This is a genomic window from Kosakonia sp. BYX6 (assembly GCF_038449125.1).
Lineage (GTDB): Bacteria > Pseudomonadota > Gammaproteobacteria > Enterobacterales > Enterobacteriaceae > Kosakonia > Kosakonia calanthes.
On the sequence record NZ_CP151800.1, the window covers coordinates 2,549,359 to 2,565,071 of the forward strand.

Genomic DNA, 15,713 nt, shown 5'->3' on the forward strand with positions numbered 1-15,713 from the left:
TGAGTTCAATCACCATAACAGAGACAGGAGAAGGTTGTGGTAACGATTAACAGCACCTTGATAAGCGGTGCGGGCGCAATCCCGGCGATTGCGCCCCTGCTTGCAGGTAAAAAGAACGTGTTACTGGTTAGCGACAGCAACATCATCAAGCTTGCAGCCACGGAACAGATCCGCGCGCTGCTGAGCGCCGAAGACCGCGATGTGCACTTAATTGACAACGTGCCGCCGGAACCCAGCCAGCACGACGTGGCGAAGATTATGCAGAACCTGCGTGAAACCGCGTTCGACCTGGTGGTTGGTATTGGCGGCGGCAGCGTGCTGGATGTCGCCAAACTGCTGTCGGTGCTCTGCCACCCGGTGTCGCCTGGCCTGGATGCGCTGCTGGCGGGGGAAAAACCGACCGAGCGCGTGGCTTCTCTGCTGATCCCCGCCACCGCAGGAACCGGCTCGGAAGCGACGCCGAACGCGATTCTCGCTATCCCGGAGCAGGACACCAAAATCGGCATTATCTCGCCGGTGATGCTGCCGGATTATGTGGCGCTGATCCCGGAGCTGACCACCAGCATGCCCGCACATATCGCCTCTTCCACCGGCATTGACGCGCTGTGTCATCTGATTGAGTGCTTCACCGCCACCATCGCCAATCCGGTGAGTGACAACGTTGCGCTGATCGGCCTGCGTAAACTGCTGCGCAATATCGAAACCGCTGTCAACGAACCGCACAACCTCAATGCGCGTCTCGAAATGCTATGGGCGTCTTATTACGGCGGCGCGGCGATCACCCACGCCGGAACACACCTGGTGCACGCGCTTTCCTATCCACTCGGCGGCAAATACCACCTGCCGCACGGTGTGGCGAACGCCATTCTGCTCGCGCCATGCATGAAAGTGGTTCGCCCCTATGCGGTCGAGAAATTCGCCCAGGTGTGGGATCTGGTGCCCGACGCGGATACCACGTTAGATAACGAACAAAAATCCCATGCATTAGTGGACTGGTTCGCCGCGCTGGTGAAGCGCCTGAACTTGCCCGACAACCTCGAAGCGCTCGGCGTGCCGCGCGAGGATATCCCGGCGCTGAGCGACGCTGCGCTGAATGTGAAGCGCTTGATGAATAACGCGCCTTGCACCGTGGATCACCAGCAGGTGCAGGCCATTTATCAGACGTTGTTTTAATGATGGGCACGGGTTCGTAGGCCGGATAAGGCGGCAGCCGCCATCCGGCAATCAAACGTACCGGGCCGCAAGCAGCTAACAAGGGAAAAGTCATGAACAAACAAATCAAAGGCGTGCTGACGGCGATTGTCACGCCATTTGACGCCGACGGCGCAGTCAACCCGCAGGCGCTGAAGCAGCAGATCAACCGCCAACTGGACGCCGGAAACGGCATTTTTTGCGGTGGCACCAACGGTGAGTTTTTTGTGCTCAACGAGCAGGAAAAAGTCGCGGTTACCGCGACCTGCATTGACGAAGTGGCCGGGCGAGCGCCGGTGGTGGCGCATATTGGCGAGATCTCCACGCGCGAAACCATTCGTCTGGGGAAACAGATTGAGAAACTCGGCGTCGATGCGGTTTCCGTGATCACGCCCTATTTCGTGCCGCTGAAACAGGACGAGCTGATCGCCCACTACACGGCAGTTGCCGACGCGGTAAGCGTACCGATGTTTCTCTACAACATTCCGGCGCGCACCGGCAACACCATCGAGCCGGAAACCGCCCGCACGCTGGCGGCGCACCCGAATATCATTGGCATCAAGGACAGCGCGGGCAGTTACGAAAGCCTGAGCGGTTATCTGAACGTGGTGAAGGATATCGCCAGCTTTGATGTGCTGAACGGACCGGATTCATTAATCCATCGGGGTTTTGTCGAGGGTTGTTCGGCCTGTATTTCCGGGCTGGCGAACGTTGCCCCGCAGGCCATTAACGCCATTTGGTCGCGTTTTAACGCGGGCGATATTGACGGTTCCCGCACGGCGCAAGAGAGCGTAACCGGTCTGCGTACCGACCTCTACAACGTGGCGTTCTCACCGGCAGCGGTAAAAAAAGCATTACAAATCATGGGATACGACGTTGGCGACAGCCGTTACGCCGTCACGTTTAGTGAGCAGCAATTACAACAGATCCGCCAGATAGTGAACCCGTACCTTCACTGATAGCGGTATTTATTCGTCATAAGAAAACCGGGCGCTTCACGCGCCCCGGATTCACTCGCCCTGAAGAGAGGCAAAGATGAACACCTTTACACCTCAAGATACCCTGATAATTATTGGCATTGTGGTGGCCTATATTCTGTTCACCACCTGGTTAACGTTCCGTTTGCGCAGTAAAAACAACGGCGACTTTATGGAAGGCTCGCGCGCCATGCCGGCCTTTATCGTCGGGATTTTGTTAATGTCCGAATACATCGGCGCCAAATCGACCGTCGGCACAGCGCAGGCGGCGTTTGAAGATGGTTTTGCCGCGTCCTGGTCGGTGATTGGCGCGGCGATTGGCTTCCCGCTGTTTGGCCTGTTGCTGGTAAAACGCATCTATAACACCGGCAAAATCACCATTTCCGGCGCGATTGCCGAGAAATACGGCAACAGCACGAAAAACATTATCTCCATCATCATGATTTACGCCCTGCTGCTGGTGAACGTCGGCAACTATGTCAGCGGCGCGGCGGCGATTTCCACGGTGCTGAAAGTGAACCTGCCGGTGGCCGCCTTTATCACCGCCATTGTCAGTACCTTTTACTTCGCCTTCGGCGGCATGAAAGGTGTTGCCTGGGTCACGCTGCTGCACAGCGCGCTGAAGTATTTCGGTATTATCGCGATCATGGGTTTTGCCCTGTCGAAAACCGGCGGTTTTACGCCGATGATCGAAAACATGCCGAAATACTACTGGACCTGGGACGGTAACTTCGGTGCCAGCACCATTTTTGCGTGGCTTATCGGCACCATCGGTTCGATCTTCTGTACCCAATTCGTGATTCAGGCGATTTGTTCCACTAAAGATGTGAAATCCGCAAAGCGTGCGACCTGGGTAGCCTTCTTCTTCTGCCTGCCGATTGCACTGGCGATTGCGGTGATTGGCGTGGCGGCAAAATACCTGCACCCGGAAATCAACAGCCTGTATGCAATGCCGATTTTCTTGCAGGACATGAACCCGTGGGTGGCCGGTTTAGTGACAACGTCACTCGTGGCTTCCATTTTTGTCAGCGTCAGCACTGTTGCGCTGGCTATCGCCTCGCTGGTGGTGAAAGATTTTTATGTTCCGTACCGCAAACCGACGCCGGAACAAGAGTTTAAAGCGACGCGCTGGTTGTCGCTGCTGATTGGCTTCCTGCCGCTGATCTTCGTGCTGCTGGTGCCGGAAGTACTGAAACTCTCCTTCTTTACCCGTGCGATTCGTCTGTCGATTTCCGTGGTCGCAGTGATCGCTTTCTATGCACCGTTCTTCAAAAGCGCCCGCGGCGCCAATGCCGGCCTGATTGCCGCCTGTCTGGTGACCTCGGTCTGGTATCTGCTGGGCGATCCATTTGGTATCAATAATATGTATATCGCGCTGGTGACCCCGGCGGTGGTGATGGTGCTGGATCGCCTGATCCCGAATAAAGCGCACCCCAAAGCGGTGAACAACGCGCCAACCCCTGTTCGAAATGATGGAGTTTGATATGTCCGAGACTGTAATCCGCGATGGTGTGTTACGCCCGCAATCGCAAGACGCACGCGTTATCACGGCGATGCTGCCGTCACCCTGCCCACAAAACCATGCGGCGAATATTCTGCCGCTGCCGGATGGCACCTTGATGTGCGTCTGGTTCGGCGGCTCGCAGGAAGGCGTGGCGGATATTTCTGTCTGGAGTTCGCGCCTGGCACCGGGCGCAGAAGCCTGGAGCGAGGCGGTAAAACTCTCTGACGATCCGTCGCGTTCAGAGCAGAACCCCGTACTGTTTCTCGCCCCGGACAAGGTGCTGTGGCTGCTATGGACGGCGCAGGTTTCCGGTAATCAGGACACGGCGATTGTGCGCTTTCGCCAGTCGAAAGATTTCGGCGTGAACTGGGGTGAGATCGGCACACTGCTGGACAAACCGGGTACTTTCATTCGCCAGCCGATTACCGTGCTGGAGAATGGCAACTGGCTACTGCCGGTGTTCTATTGCCGCACGCAGCCGGGGGAAAAATGGGTCGGCAATAATGACATCAGCGCGGTGAAAATCTCCAGCGATCAGGGTAAAAGCTGGCGCGACGTTGAGGTGCCGCAAAGTCTCGGCTGCGTACATATGAACATCACCGCCCTGCCCAATGGTCAACTGGTGGCGCTGTTTCGCAGCCGCTGGGCGGACAATATCTATTACAGCCAATCTAGCGATGACGGTGAAAGCTGGTCGGTGCCGGAACCGACTGAACTGCCGAACAACAACTCGTCGATTCAGGTCACCACGCTGGCGGATGGTTACCTGGCGCTGGTGTTTAACCCTATGAATGCCGCTGGCGCCACCGAACGCCGCGCCTCGCTGTACGATGAAATCGACGACGGTGACGGGCGCAAAGAACCGACAGTGACCAGCGGGCGCAGCGCTTTTTGGGGCGCGCCGCGCGCGCCGATGACAGTCGCGCTCTCCCCGGACGGCGGCAAAAGCTGGCCGTGGCAGCGCCATCTCGATGAAGGCGACGGCTACTGCATGACCAACAATTCGCAAGAGAAATTGAACCGCGAGTTTTCGTATCCCAGCATCAAACAGGGTGCGGAGGGCGACTTGCACATCGCCTACACCTATTTTCGCCAGGCGATTAAATATGTGCGCGTCACCCCGGCCTGGGTGAAGGAGTAAGCGATGATTGTCGGAAACCTTAACGCCCTGCCGCTGGCAGGGCTTCCCGCCGCGCTGCGCGGCATTCTTGAACTGCCGCAGTGTTCGCTAGCGGCGCTTCAGGGCCATGTTGACGGGCGTTTGCAACCGGAACAGGCCGCGTGGTTTTGCACTGTCGGTCCGGCAAACACCCAGCCACAGGCGCAGCGCCACACGGAATATCATCACGAATGGGCGGATATCCAGGTAGTGTTGGCCGGCGAAGAGGTGATCCATGCCGGGACACACTACGTCGCGCAGGCAAGTGATGAGCAGCGCAAGCCGGATTTGTACATCACCACGACCGCGCGCTTGCCGGTGAGCATCACCTTGCGCACCGGGGATTTTGCGGTGTTCCTGCCCGGCGAACCGCACCAGGCACTGTGCGCGGTCCATGATCCGATGACCGTGCGTAAAGCGGTGTTCAAAGTGCCGCGCGCACTGCTGGAGGGATAAATGCCACATGCCGTTGTCACCGGTGCCAGCTCCGGGATTGGTGAAGCCATTGTTAGCCTGCTGCTGGCGCAGGGCTGGCAGGTCACCGGGCTTTCCCGCTCTCGGGTGGTGCGCGAAAGCGAGGCATTTCGCAGCCGGCAAGTCGATTTAAGCGACGACAGCGCGTTGCGCCAGGCACTTGCCGATGTGGAAACGCCGCAGGCGGTGATTCATGCCGCCGGGATGATGGCGGCCGCCCCGCTCGGCGAACTTGATGCGACGACAAGCCAGCGGCTGTGGCGGCTGCATGTGCAGGCGGCGGAAACGCTGGTCAACCATTTTGCGCCGCAGATGCAGCAAGACGGGCGGATTGTGGTGATTGGCAGCCGGACATCGCGCGGTGCGGCCGGGCGTTCACAATATGTGGCGACCAAAGCCGCACTGGTGGGGATGGTAAGAAGCTGGGCGGCGGAATTAGCGCCGCGCGGTATTACCGCCAATGTGGTCGCCCCTGGCGCAACCGAAACTCCGATGCTCTGCGCGCCAGGGAGAGAAAGTTCGCCGCCCAACGTGCCGCCGATTGGCCGTTTGATTAAACCGCAGGAAGTGGCGGCGCTAGTGGGGTTTGTGCTGTCGGCGGATGCCGCCGCCCTCACCGGGCAGGAATTGGTGATCTGCGGTGGCGCGTCGTTGAAGTGAGTCTGGCGTTTGCATGTATTGTCGGATGGTGGCTGCCGCCTTGTCCGGCCTACGTGTTCCGGCAATACCGCTATCGCAAAAACACTTTGCCCAACAAATACAATGTCGCCTGGCCGCCAATCAACACGCGCTCGTCGCGCCATTCGCAACGCAAATCGCCGCCTCTGGTGGAGACCTGGCGCGCCTGCATTATTGTTTTACCGAGCTTATCGCCCCAATACGGAATCAACATGCTGTGCGCCGAGCCGGTAACCGGATCTTCGGCGACCGCTTCACCGGGGCAGAAAAAGCGGCTGACAAAATCAGCGTCATCGCCCGGCGCGGTCACGCAGACCATTTTGCCAAGCGGGATCATCCCGGCGATATCCGGTTGAATAGCTTCTACCTGTGCCTGGGTTTCCAGCACTACCATGTAATCGCGCCCGACGCGCACCTCGTTGGCACTGTGGATGCCCAAGGTTTTAAACAGCAGTTCCGGCGGGTTTGTCACGGCTTCCGCCGACCAGGCCGGGAAGTTGAGTGTCAGCCAGTCACCGTTGCGGCTTACCGTCAGTTCGCCGACAAAACGGGTGGTAAAGACGATTTCGGTCGCCGGGTAGTCCAGGTATTCGAAAATCACATGGGCGGCAGCGAGCGTCGCGTGACCGCACAGGTTGATTTCATCTTGTGTTGTAAACCAGCGCAGCTCGAAACCGCTGTCGTTACGCACAAAAAACGCCGTTTCGGATTGATTATGTTGCTGCGCCATTTTCAGCAGCAGGTCGTCGGGTAACCACTCGGTGAGTGGGCAGACGGCGGCCGCGTTCCCGCCAAAAGTTTGGTCGCTGAACGCGTCCACCATATAGAAATCGATTGTTTGCATAGCGTGTCCTCTTCTTGTTCTTCGTTTCTGACCGCAATTTTTCAACGATGCAATGGGTATTTGTCAGGTGAATGAGAATTGGGATCTACATCACAAAAAGTTTGTCATTTCGCCAAAAAGCATTAAGATCTTTTTTCTCTCTCCCTATTCATCCAACCAACCCAAAACACAATGATGACAAACACGGTTTCACGAAAAGTCGCGTGGCTGCGGGTAGTGACGCTTGCCGTTGCCGCTTTTATTTTTAACACCACCGAATTCGTGCCTGTGGGTTTACTGTCGGATATCGCCCAGAGCTTCGACATGCAGACCGCCCAGGTGGGGATCATGCTGACCATTTACGCGTGGGTGGTGGCGCTGCTGTCGCTGCCGTTTATGCTGCTGACCAGCCAGATCGAGCGCCGTAAGTTGTTGATTGGATTATTTGTGCTGTTTATCGCCAGCCATGTGTTGTCGTTCCTCGCGTGGAGCTTTGAGGTGCTGGTGATTAGCCGGATCGGCATTGCCTTCGCGCACGCTATTTTCTGGTCGATAACCGCCTCGCTGGCGATTCGCCTGGCCCCTGCGGGCAAACGCGCGCAGGCATTGAGTTTGCTGGCGACGGGCACTGCGCTGGCGATGGTGCTCGGGCTGCCGATTGGCCGTGTGGTGGGGCAATATTTTGGCTGGCGCACCACCTTTTTCGCCATCGGTTTGGGCGCATTAATCACCCTCGTTTGCCTGGTGAAATTGCTGCCGAAACTGCCGAGTGAGCATTCGGGTTCGCTAAAAAGCCTGCCGCTGCTGTTTCGCCGCCCGGCGCTGATGTGCATCTATTTGCTGACGGTTGTCGTCGTGACCGCCCATTACACCGCTTATAGCTATATCGAACCGTTTGTGCAGTATGTGGCGGGCTTTAGTGCCAATTTCGCCACCGTGCTGCTGTTAGTGTTGGGTGGTGCGGGGATTATTGGCAGCCTGCTGTTCGGTAAGCTTGGCAATCGGCACGCTTCCGGGCTGGTGTGCAGCGCCATTGGTCTGCTGGCGATCTCGCTCGTGATGATGTTGCCAGCGTCCGGCAGTGAAATGCATCTGGCGGTGCTCAGCGTGTTCTGGGGTATCGCGATCATGATTATCGGCCTGGGTATGCAGGTAAAAGTGCTGGCGCTGGCGCCGGATGCGACAGATGTCGCGATGTCGCTGTTTTCCGGTATTTTCAACATTGGTATTGGCGCGGGTGCGCTGGTCGGCAACCAGATTAGCCTGCACTGGTCGATGGATGTGATTGGTTACGCGGGCGCCATTCCGGCGGTGGCTGCGCTGGTGTGGGCGGTGGTGATTTTCCGTCGCTGGCCGGTGCAGCTTGAAGAACAGAGTAGCCATATTTGACCGGGTTTCCATTTTTTGCCGGATGGCTGATTGCCGGATGGCGCTGACGCTTATCCGGCCTACAATCTGGATTCAGATCATGTAGGCCGGATAAGGCGATAGCCGCCATCCGGCGAAGCAGCGATCTCGTACTCACAGCGCTCCCGACACAACCTTATCCATTACCGCGGTTTGCCAGTCGAACCACGGGTTCCACGTCAGCCGGGCGTGAATTTTGTCTGGCTCAACCAAACCCCAATCCGAATACCACACCTCATCGCCTTTCAGGCAACGTTTTGCCGCCGCTTCCGATTGCCCGTTTGAACAGAGCATCACGCTGCCTTTGCGGCCATACAGCGGATTTTGCGGGGAAAACAGCACCGACATATGGGAAAACTGGCTGATGCGATCTTCGGGCAGAAAATCCTTTTTCACCCGTAAGCGTGACACCGTCACCGCTTCTGGCGGCGGTGTGCCGTACCAAATCACCCGGCTGGCGGGATGGGTAAAATCACGGTCAAAATGATCCAAAATCCAGCGGGTGTTGAGCACCGAATCATGCTCGGTCAACACCAGCAGCGTGGGTTTGTTCCACGGTTTTCGCGCCAGAATACGCTGCGCGCTGGCGCTGGTTCGCCAGAACTGGGCGAAACCGTTGGTCGGCACGCGTAAATAACGCGTCGCGATTTGCTGCGGGAAAATGGCGCTCGGCGGGCGTAACCAGTCGCGGAACAAAGCCACTGTCGGGGCGAGGAAGTCATAACTGGTGCTGGATTTGAAAGCCGGAGAAAAGAGCACCAGCCCCTGAACGTTGTCATGTTCTGCGGCGTATTCCAGCGCCAGATTGCCGCCGGTGGAAAAGCCGCCCAGCCACAATGATCCGACTTCTTTGCCGAGAATATCGGCCTGCTCTTTGACCACCTGCCGCCACTGGTCAACGCTGACATCCAGCAGATCCGAAGGCCGCGTGCCGTGCCCGGCCAGCAACACCGTGCGTACCAGGAAACCCTGCTTTGCCAGTTGTGGAGCGATATCGGCAAATGATGCAGGCCCGTCGCCCAGGCCATGAATCAGTAAAATGCCTTTACGCGGCGTCTGCGCAGGACGCCACTCCTGCGGCGTGTTGAGTCGCAACTCGGCGTCTTTATCCAGCGTCTGGAAAGCGCGATGGGCGGCGACAAAATCGCGCGTTTGCTGTTGGTATTCGGCAAAACTGCTTTGCCCCAGCGGCGGCGGTGCGACGTGGCGTTGCTGGCAGCCCGTCAGCAACCCTAACGCCAGAAGCAAACTCGCAAGATACTTACGCATCAAGCACCTACATGATAAGTGGAGATAATTTCCAGCACGCCGTTAATGATAAATTGCACGCCCATACAAACCAGTAAGAAGCCCATCAGCCGGGAGATCGCCTCAATACCGCCCTTGCCCACCAGCCGCATAATCGCCCCGGAACTGCGCAGGCTGCCCCATAAAATCACCGCGACGGCGGCGAACACCAGCGGCGGCGCGACGGCTATCACCCAGGCGGGGAAATCAGCGCCGTGGCGAACCGTCGAAGCGGAACTGATGATCATGGCGATGGTGCCCGGCCCTGCGGTGCTCGGCATTGCCAACGGCACAAAGGCGATGTTGGCACCCGGCTCATCTTCCAGCTCTTCCGATTTGGTTTTCGCTTCCATGGATTCGTGCGGTTTTTGTTGCGGGAAAAGCATGCGAAAACCGATAAAGGCGACGATCAACCCACCGGCGATGCGCAGCCCAGGAATAGAGATGCCGAAGGTATTCATGACGAGCTGCCCGGCGTACCAGGCGACCATCATAATGACGAAAACGTAGATTGAGGCCATCCGCGCCTGTTGATTCCGCTGCGCGCTGTTCATATTGCCCGCCAGCCCTAAAAACAGCGCGACGGTCGTTAACGGGTTAGCCAGCGGCAACAATACCACCAGCCCAAGACCGATGACTTTAAACAATTCCAGCATGGTGATATTCACTCCTTGGATAGTAAAAACGCCGCCAGTATAGCCTTAACGCGGCGGCATTCGTATCTGACCCTTGCTTCGCTCAAATATAAAGCAAATAAATTCAGTTAGTTGCCGTTATAAATTATTAAAATTAAGAAATGTTTTAGCAAATAGTGGCATCGCCGATTCATTCGGTTGACTTATATTTGCCTGAGCAATAATATCTGCCGTGACTAATCTACTTGCCGGGGCAACCATTGTGAAAAGCTCGAATGATCTTTTTAATGAAATCATTCCTTTAGGTCGCTTAATCCATATGGTTAACCAGAAAAAAGATCGTTTACTGAACGACTATCTGTCACCGCTGGATATCACCGCCACCCAATTCAAGGTGCTGTGCTCCATCCGCTGTGAAGTGTGCATTACTCCGGTCGAGCTTAAAAAGGTGCTTTCCGTCGATCTTGGCGCACTGACCCGCATGATGGACAGGCTGGTGTGCAAAGGCTGGATCGAGCGTAACCCGAATCCGAATGACAAGCGCGGCGTGCTGGTGCAGTTAACTGCCGAAGGCGCGGCGCTGTGTGAGCAATGTCATCAATTAGTAGGGCAAAACCTGCATCAAGAATTAACAAAAAACTTAACGGTAGAAGAAGTGGCAACGCTTGAGCATTTGCTTAAGAAAATATTGCCGTAAAAAACAAAGAGGTATGACGATGTCCAGACGCAATACTGACGCTATTACCATTCATAGCATTTTGGACTGGATCGAGGATAACCTGGAATCGCCGCTGTCACTGGAAAAAGTGTCAGAGCGCTCCGGTTACTCCAAGTGGCACCTGCAACGGATGTTTAAAAAAGAGACTGGTCACTCGCTGGGTCAGTACATCCGCAGCCGCAAGTTGACGGAAATTGCACAAAAGCTCAAGGGAAGCAATGAGCCGATCCTGTATTTGGCGGAGCGTTATGGGTTTGAATCGCAACAAACGCTGACCCGCACGTTCAAGAACTATTTTGACGTGCCGCCACACAAATTCCGTGTCACGGATATACCTGCGGAGTCCCGCTATCTTTATCCGCTTAATCACGCTTGTTAATTAAATCGCCTGTTTTGAAGACGTATCGAGGAAAGTATGAAACGTATTGCCTGTGCCGCAGTCACCCTGATGGTGCTGTTATCCGGCCAGAGTTATGCGGAGCAAGTGAATCACCCCGCAAAGCAGACCACGCGCGACGCGGTGATTATTCCCACAGCCCAGCAAACATCGCCTTTTGACTTTAACCATATGGGCGTGGGCAGCGACAAATCCGACGTGTTAGGTGTGCCGTATTATAACCAGCGCAGCTAATTCGTTTTGCCCCGCACTCAGCGGGGCTTTTTTTATGCCTGCACCGCCCGGCGCAGACGAAAACCAAACACATTAATGAACAGCCCCGCCATTACCAGCACCGCACCCACCAGTTGCAACACCGACAGGGTTTCATCCAGCAGTAACGCAGCGCTCGCCATGCCAACCACTGGCACCAGCAGCGACAGTGGCGCGACACGCCAGGTTTCATAACGCCCCAGCAATGTGCCCCAAATCCCGTAACCGAGGATGGTGGCGATAAACGCCAGGTAAACCAGCGACAGCAACGTTGTGGCATCAATACTCACCAGGCTTTGCAGCATCAGCGCCGGGCCGTCGAAAATCAATGATGCCACCATAAACGGGATAATCGGGATCAGCGCACTCCACACCACCAATGACATCACTGCCGGGCGCGACGTGTGTTGCATGATTTTTTTGTTGAAAATATTGCCACAGGCCCAGCTAAACGCCGCCGCCAGCGTCAGCATAAAGCCCAACAGCGGAATATGTTGCCCGTTGAGGCTCGCTTCAATCAGCACCAGTACGCCGAACACCGCCAGCGTGATGCCGATCAGTTGTTTGGATTGCAGGCGTTCGCCAAATACCCCGGCACCCAGAATGATGGTGAAAAACGCCTGCGCCTGTAGCACCAGCGAAGCAAGCCCGGCGGGCATGCCGAATTTGATGGCGCAAAACAGGAAGGCAAATTGCCCGAAACTGATGGTCAGGCCGTAGCCCAACAGTAAGCGCATCGGCACTTTGGGCCGCGAGATAAACAGCAGCGCCGGAAAGGCCACCAGCACAAAGCGTAAACCCGCCAGCATTAACGGCGGCATATTGTGCAGGCCAACTTTGATCACCACAAAATTTAGCCCCCACGCCACCACCACCAGCATCGCCAGCAGTACATCTTTACGCGCCATCGTTAGCCTCTGTGTTTTTTCAACTTTTGTAAAAAATTTACGTTAACGCAAAAAATAGTCCAGCGACAGATCATTAATTTCGGTAGGTCAGATTTGGCATCTGCGGGTAAATCTGCGGTTGTGCATCACACTTTTTGCATGTTAAAGCTGTAGGTATCACAAAAAACTATAACAAGCATGTCGGGCAGGAAAATGACCTCAACACAATCGCGTTCCACCGCCGCATTACTGGCGTCCTCTCTTTTGTTAACCATCGGTCGCGGCGCAACGCTGCCCTTTATGACGATCTACCTCAATCGCCAGTACGGGATGGCGGTTGATCAGGTCGGTTATGCATTAACCATCGCGCTGACCATCGGTGTGGTGTTCAGTCTCGGCTTTGGCATGCTGGCCGATAAATTCGATAAAAAACGTTACATGTTACTGGCGATCGGCGCGTTTATCGCCGGGTTTGCCGCCATTCCGCTGACGCATAACGCCGGGCTGGTGGTGCTGTTTTTCGCGCTAATAAACTGCGCGTATTCGGTGTTTTCCACGGTGTTGAAAGCCTATTTTGCCGACACGTTGACGCCCTCGGCGAAGGCGAAGATTTTCTCGCTTAACTACACCTTTTTGAATATCGGCTGGACCATTGGGCCGCCGCTCGGCACGTTACTGGTGATGCAAAGCATTAACTTGCCCTTCTGGCTGGCGGCCATGTGCGCAGCGTTTCCGCTGGTGTTTATTCAACTTTACGTGAAGCGCGTCGCAGTGGGCAGCGGCCTCGATCCGGCGGTTGACTGGTCGCCTTCCGTGTTGCTGAAAGACAAAGCGCTCGGCTGGTTTACGTTGTCGAATTTTCTCGCGTCGTTTGTTGCCGGTTCCTTCGCATCTTGCCTGTCGCAATATGTGATGGCGGTCGCGAACAGCGATTTCGCCGAACAGGTGGTTGCCGTGGTTTTACCGGTAAACGCCGCCGTCGTGGTCAGCCTGCAATATGCCGTTGGACGTAAACTGACGCCTTCTAATTTGCGCCCGCTGATGGCGCTCGGCACCGCGAGTTTTGTTATCGGGCTGACGGGCTTTATGTTCTCCGGCGACAATTTGTGGCTATGGGGGCTTTCCGCCGCCGTGTTTACCTTTGGCGAAGTGATTTATGCGCCAGGCGAATATCTGCTTATTGATAACATCGCCCCGCCGGGCATGAAAGCCACCTACTTTTCCGCGCAAGCGCTCGGCTGGCTGGGCGCGGCAATGAACCCGCTGCTGACCGGTATTATTCTGACCACACTGCCTGCCTGGTCGCTGTTTATCATCCTGATGGTGACGATTGTGGTCGCCTGGCTGATGATGCTCAAAGGCATGCGGGTCCGTCCGTGGGGTGTGTTGCAGCCGCAATAATGTTAAAAATGCCCGGCGGTTACCGGGCATTATTCGCCGGATGGCGCGTAAACGCTTATCCGGCCTACAGGTTGCTACCCGTTGCTATTGGCTCCGTAGGCCTGATAAGGCGAAGCCGCCATCAGGCGTTTATTGCCGGATGGCGCTTCGCTTATCCGGTCTACGCTCGTTAGCGATTTACCACACTTGTTCGGCGATATTCGTTACCAAGCGTACTTTGTCCCACTGCTGTTCTGGCGTCAGGCTGTTGCCCTCTTCAGTGGAGGCAAAACCGCACTGCGGGCTGAGGCAAATCTGGTTGATATCAACATAGTTCGCTGCTTCGGCAAGGCGCGCTTTCACACCTTCCGGGTTTTCCAGCTCGCCATTTTTGGTGGTGATCAGCCCCAAAACCACCTGCTGTTTGCCGGGGCGAACAAAACGCAGCGGCGCGAAATCACCGGAACGGTCGTTGTCATATTCGAGGAAAAACGCATCGACATTCACGCTGCCGAACAGCACTTCAGCCACCGGCTCGTAACCGCCTTCGGAGATCCAGGTCGAGCGGAAGTTACCGCGACAAACATGTAAACCGATGGTCAAATCGTCCGGTTTTCCTTCCAGCGCCTTGTTGATCACGCGGGCATAAATACGTGCCAGTTCGTCCGGATTGTCGCCGCGCTCGCGGATTTGGCGGCGTTGATCGTCTGAGCACAGATACGCCCAAACGGTATCGTCCAGTTGCAGATAACGGCAGCCCGCGGCGTAAAACGCGTGGATCGCATCGTGCCAGGTAGTGGCCAGATCGTCAAAATACGCATCCAGTTGCGGGTAAACGGTCGCGTCGATATCTTTACGACCGCCGCGGAAATGCAGCACGCTCGGGCTTGGGATGGTCATTTTCGGTTGCGCGTTACCGCTAATACTTTTCAGGTAACGGAAATCTTCCAGCATTGGGTGATCGCCAAAACGCAGCTTGCCGATAACGCGCACGCCGTGGGCTTTCGTCTGCACACCGTTAAACTGAATGCCTTTGTCCGAGTCGTAACGCTCAACCCCTTCCAGGCCATCAAAGAAATCGAAATGCCACCATGCGCGGCGGAACTCGCCGTCGGTGACCACATGCAGACCGCAGGCGCACTGCTGCTCGACAACATGGCGAATGGCTTCATCTTCAACGCTGCGTAACTGCGCGGCGGTGATCTCGCCCTGCGCGAATTGCTGACGTGCGTTTTTGATGGCATCCGGACGCAAAAAACTGCCTACTACGTCGGCGCGGAAGGGGGCCTGATGTCGCTGCATACTTCTCTCCTCGTTCGCCGGGGCAGATGATTGCCCGGCGTGATAATTCATTATTTGAATATTTGGACTTCTGGACGGCTAAATGTCCAAATAAAATGTCACAACGGGTTGTTTGCGGCAAACGAGAAAATTTCACAGCACATGAATTAATTTCATCTTCACAGCGGCAAGATGAAAAACGGCGTTCAAAAATCCGTTTCCCCCGCGCCGCTGGCAAAGGTATAGCCTTCATCATCCCAGCCGGTCATTCCCCCGATCATGATTTTGACCGCCAGCCCCATACGCGCCAGTTTCAGGGCGGCGCGGTCGGCACCGTTGCAGTGCGGCCCGGCGCAATAGACCACAAATAACGTATCGGCAGGCCATTTTGCCATCCGCTCCGGAGTCATCATGCTGTGCGGCAGATGCAACGCGCCGGGTACATGTCGGCGAGCAAACGTTTCCGGGCTGCCGACAGCATGCAATAACACGAAATCCCGATCGTTATGCGTGATGGCGTGATGCACATCCGCGCAGTCTGTTTCGACACTCAGGCGGTGCAAAAAGTGGCTCGCGGCTTCTTCCGGGGAGGCGGCAGGAATATCGGTTACGTAGCTCATCGTGTTTTCTCCGTGTTTGTGTTAACACTAATCTAACCAAAAC

At 56.0% G+C, this 15,713-nt stretch carries 17 protein-coding genes; 11 read left to right on the forward strand and 6 right to left on the reverse strand.

Translation table 11 applies throughout. The features are described from left to right. Window positions 1-36: 36 nt before the first annotated feature. The 6 genes from AAEY27_RS11870 (at window position 37) to AAEY27_RS11895 (ending at window position 5,965) form a co-directional block, all read left to right on the forward strand. On the forward strand, window positions 37-1,173 hold the full coding sequence (locus AAEY27_RS11870; RefSeq protein ID WP_342320733.1) for an iron-containing alcohol dehydrogenase: 1,137 nt from the start codon (window positions 37-39) through the stop codon (window positions 1,171-1,173). 92 nt (window positions 1,174-1,265) lie between these two features. Continuing rightward, the gene (locus AAEY27_RS11875) at window positions 1,266-2,150 is read left to right on the forward strand and encodes a dihydrodipicolinate synthase family protein (protein WP_342320734.1); all 885 of its coding nucleotides are present in this window, start codon (window positions 1,266-1,268) and stop codon (window positions 2,148-2,150) included. 76 nt (window positions 2,151-2,226) lie between these two features. After that, window positions 2,227-3,651: a sodium:solute symporter family protein gene (locus AAEY27_RS11880; RefSeq protein WP_342320736.1), complete on the forward strand. Its 1,425-nt coding sequence runs from the start codon at window positions 2,227-2,229 to the stop codon at window positions 3,649-3,651. 1 nt (window position 3,652) lies between these two features. Further along, window positions 3,653-4,813 carry a sialidase family protein gene (locus tag AAEY27_RS11885; RefSeq protein WP_342320737.1) on the forward strand — a complete coding sequence of 387 codons (1,161 nt, stop codon included), beginning with the start codon at window positions 3,653-3,655 and terminating at the stop codon, window positions 4,811-4,813. A 3-nt stretch (window positions 4,814-4,816) separates the two neighbouring features. Beyond that, window positions 4,817-5,287: a YhcH/YjgK/YiaL family protein gene (locus AAEY27_RS11890; RefSeq protein ID WP_342320738.1), complete on the forward strand. Its 471-nt coding sequence runs from the start codon at window positions 4,817-4,819 to the stop codon at window positions 5,285-5,287. Then, window positions 5,288-5,965, forward strand: a complete 678-nt coding sequence (locus AAEY27_RS11895; RefSeq protein WP_342320739.1) for an SDR family NAD(P)-dependent oxidoreductase — start codon at window positions 5,288-5,290, stop codon at window positions 5,963-5,965. Between the two features lie 70 nt (window positions 5,966-6,035). On the opposite strand, the gene AAEY27_RS11900 is transcribed toward AAEY27_RS11895, so the two are convergent. Then, window positions 6,036-6,827, reverse strand: a complete 792-nt coding sequence (locus AAEY27_RS11900; RefSeq protein ID WP_342320740.1) for a PhzF family phenazine biosynthesis protein — start codon at window positions 6,825-6,827, stop codon at window positions 6,036-6,038. Between the two features lie 171 nt (window positions 6,828-6,998). On the opposite strand from AAEY27_RS11900, the gene AAEY27_RS11905 reads away from it, so the two are divergent. Next, window positions 6,999-8,195: a sugar transporter gene (locus tag AAEY27_RS11905; protein WP_342320742.1), complete on the forward strand. Its 1,197-nt coding sequence runs from the start codon at window positions 6,999-7,001 to the stop codon at window positions 8,193-8,195. A 132-nt stretch (window positions 8,196-8,327) separates the two neighbouring features. Here the strand turns inward: AAEY27_RS11905 and AAEY27_RS11910 are convergent, their stop codons facing one another. Then, window positions 8,328-9,482 carry an alpha/beta hydrolase gene (locus AAEY27_RS11910; protein WP_342320743.1) on the reverse strand — a complete coding sequence of 385 codons (1,155 nt, stop codon included), beginning with the start codon at window positions 9,480-9,482 and terminating at the stop codon, window positions 8,328-8,330. Further along, on the reverse strand, window positions 9,482-10,156 hold the full coding sequence (locus tag AAEY27_RS11915; protein ID WP_342320744.1) for a MarC family NAAT transporter: 675 nt from the start codon (window positions 10,154-10,156) through the stop codon (window positions 9,482-9,484). The genes AAEY27_RS11910 and AAEY27_RS11915 overlap by 1 nt, the downstream gene beginning before the upstream one ends. A 241-nt stretch (window positions 10,157-10,397) precedes the next feature. On the opposite strand from AAEY27_RS11915, the gene marR reads away from it, so the two are divergent. The 3 genes from marR to marB are packed head-to-tail and all read left to right on the forward strand — an operon-like array spanning window position 10,398 to window position 11,484. Continuing rightward, window positions 10,398-10,832: a multiple antibiotic resistance transcriptional regulator MarR gene (marR, locus tag AAEY27_RS11920; RefSeq protein ID WP_342320746.1), complete on the forward strand. Its 435-nt coding sequence runs from the start codon at window positions 10,398-10,400 to the stop codon at window positions 10,830-10,832. A gap of 19 nt (window positions 10,833-10,851) precedes the next feature. Then, the gene (gene marA / locus AAEY27_RS11925) at window positions 10,852-11,232 is read left to right on the forward strand and encodes an MDR efflux pump AcrAB transcriptional activator MarA (protein ID WP_342320748.1); all 381 of its coding nucleotides are present in this window, start codon (window positions 10,852-10,854) and stop codon (window positions 11,230-11,232) included. 36 nt (window positions 11,233-11,268) lie between these two features. After that, a complete protein-coding gene (marB, locus tag AAEY27_RS11930; protein WP_342320749.1) occupies window positions 11,269-11,484 on the forward strand; it encodes a multiple antibiotic resistance protein MarB in 216 nt (71 codons plus the stop codon). Between the two features lie 32 nt (window positions 11,485-11,516). On the opposite strand, the gene eamA is transcribed toward marB, so the two are convergent. After that, the gene (gene eamA / locus AAEY27_RS11935) at window positions 11,517-12,410 is read right to left on the reverse strand and encodes an O-acetylserine/cysteine exporter (RefSeq protein ID WP_342320750.1); all 894 of its coding nucleotides are present in this window, start codon (window positions 12,408-12,410) and stop codon (window positions 11,517-11,519) included. Between the two features lie 192 nt (window positions 12,411-12,602). Between eamA and ydeE the strand changes: the two genes are divergently transcribed. Continuing rightward, complete coding sequence (gene ydeE, locus AAEY27_RS11940; RefSeq protein ID WP_342320752.1) at window positions 12,603-13,790, forward strand: efflux MFS transporter YdeE; 1,188 nt, start codon at window positions 12,603-12,605, stop codon at window positions 13,788-13,790. Window positions 13,791-13,967: 177 nt separating this feature from the next. Here the strand turns inward: ydeE and AAEY27_RS11945 are convergent, their stop codons facing one another. Then, entirely contained in the window at window positions 13,968-15,071 is a 1,104-nt protein-coding gene (locus tag AAEY27_RS11945) for a cobalamin-independent methionine synthase II family protein (RefSeq protein ID WP_342320754.1), read from the reverse strand. A 185-nt stretch (window positions 15,072-15,256) separates the two neighbouring features. Next, on the reverse strand, window positions 15,257-15,670 hold the full coding sequence (locus AAEY27_RS11950) for a rhodanese-like domain-containing protein (RefSeq protein ID WP_342320755.1): 414 nt from the start codon (window positions 15,668-15,670) through the stop codon (window positions 15,257-15,259). Between the last annotated feature and the right edge of the window lie 43 nt (window positions 15,671-15,713).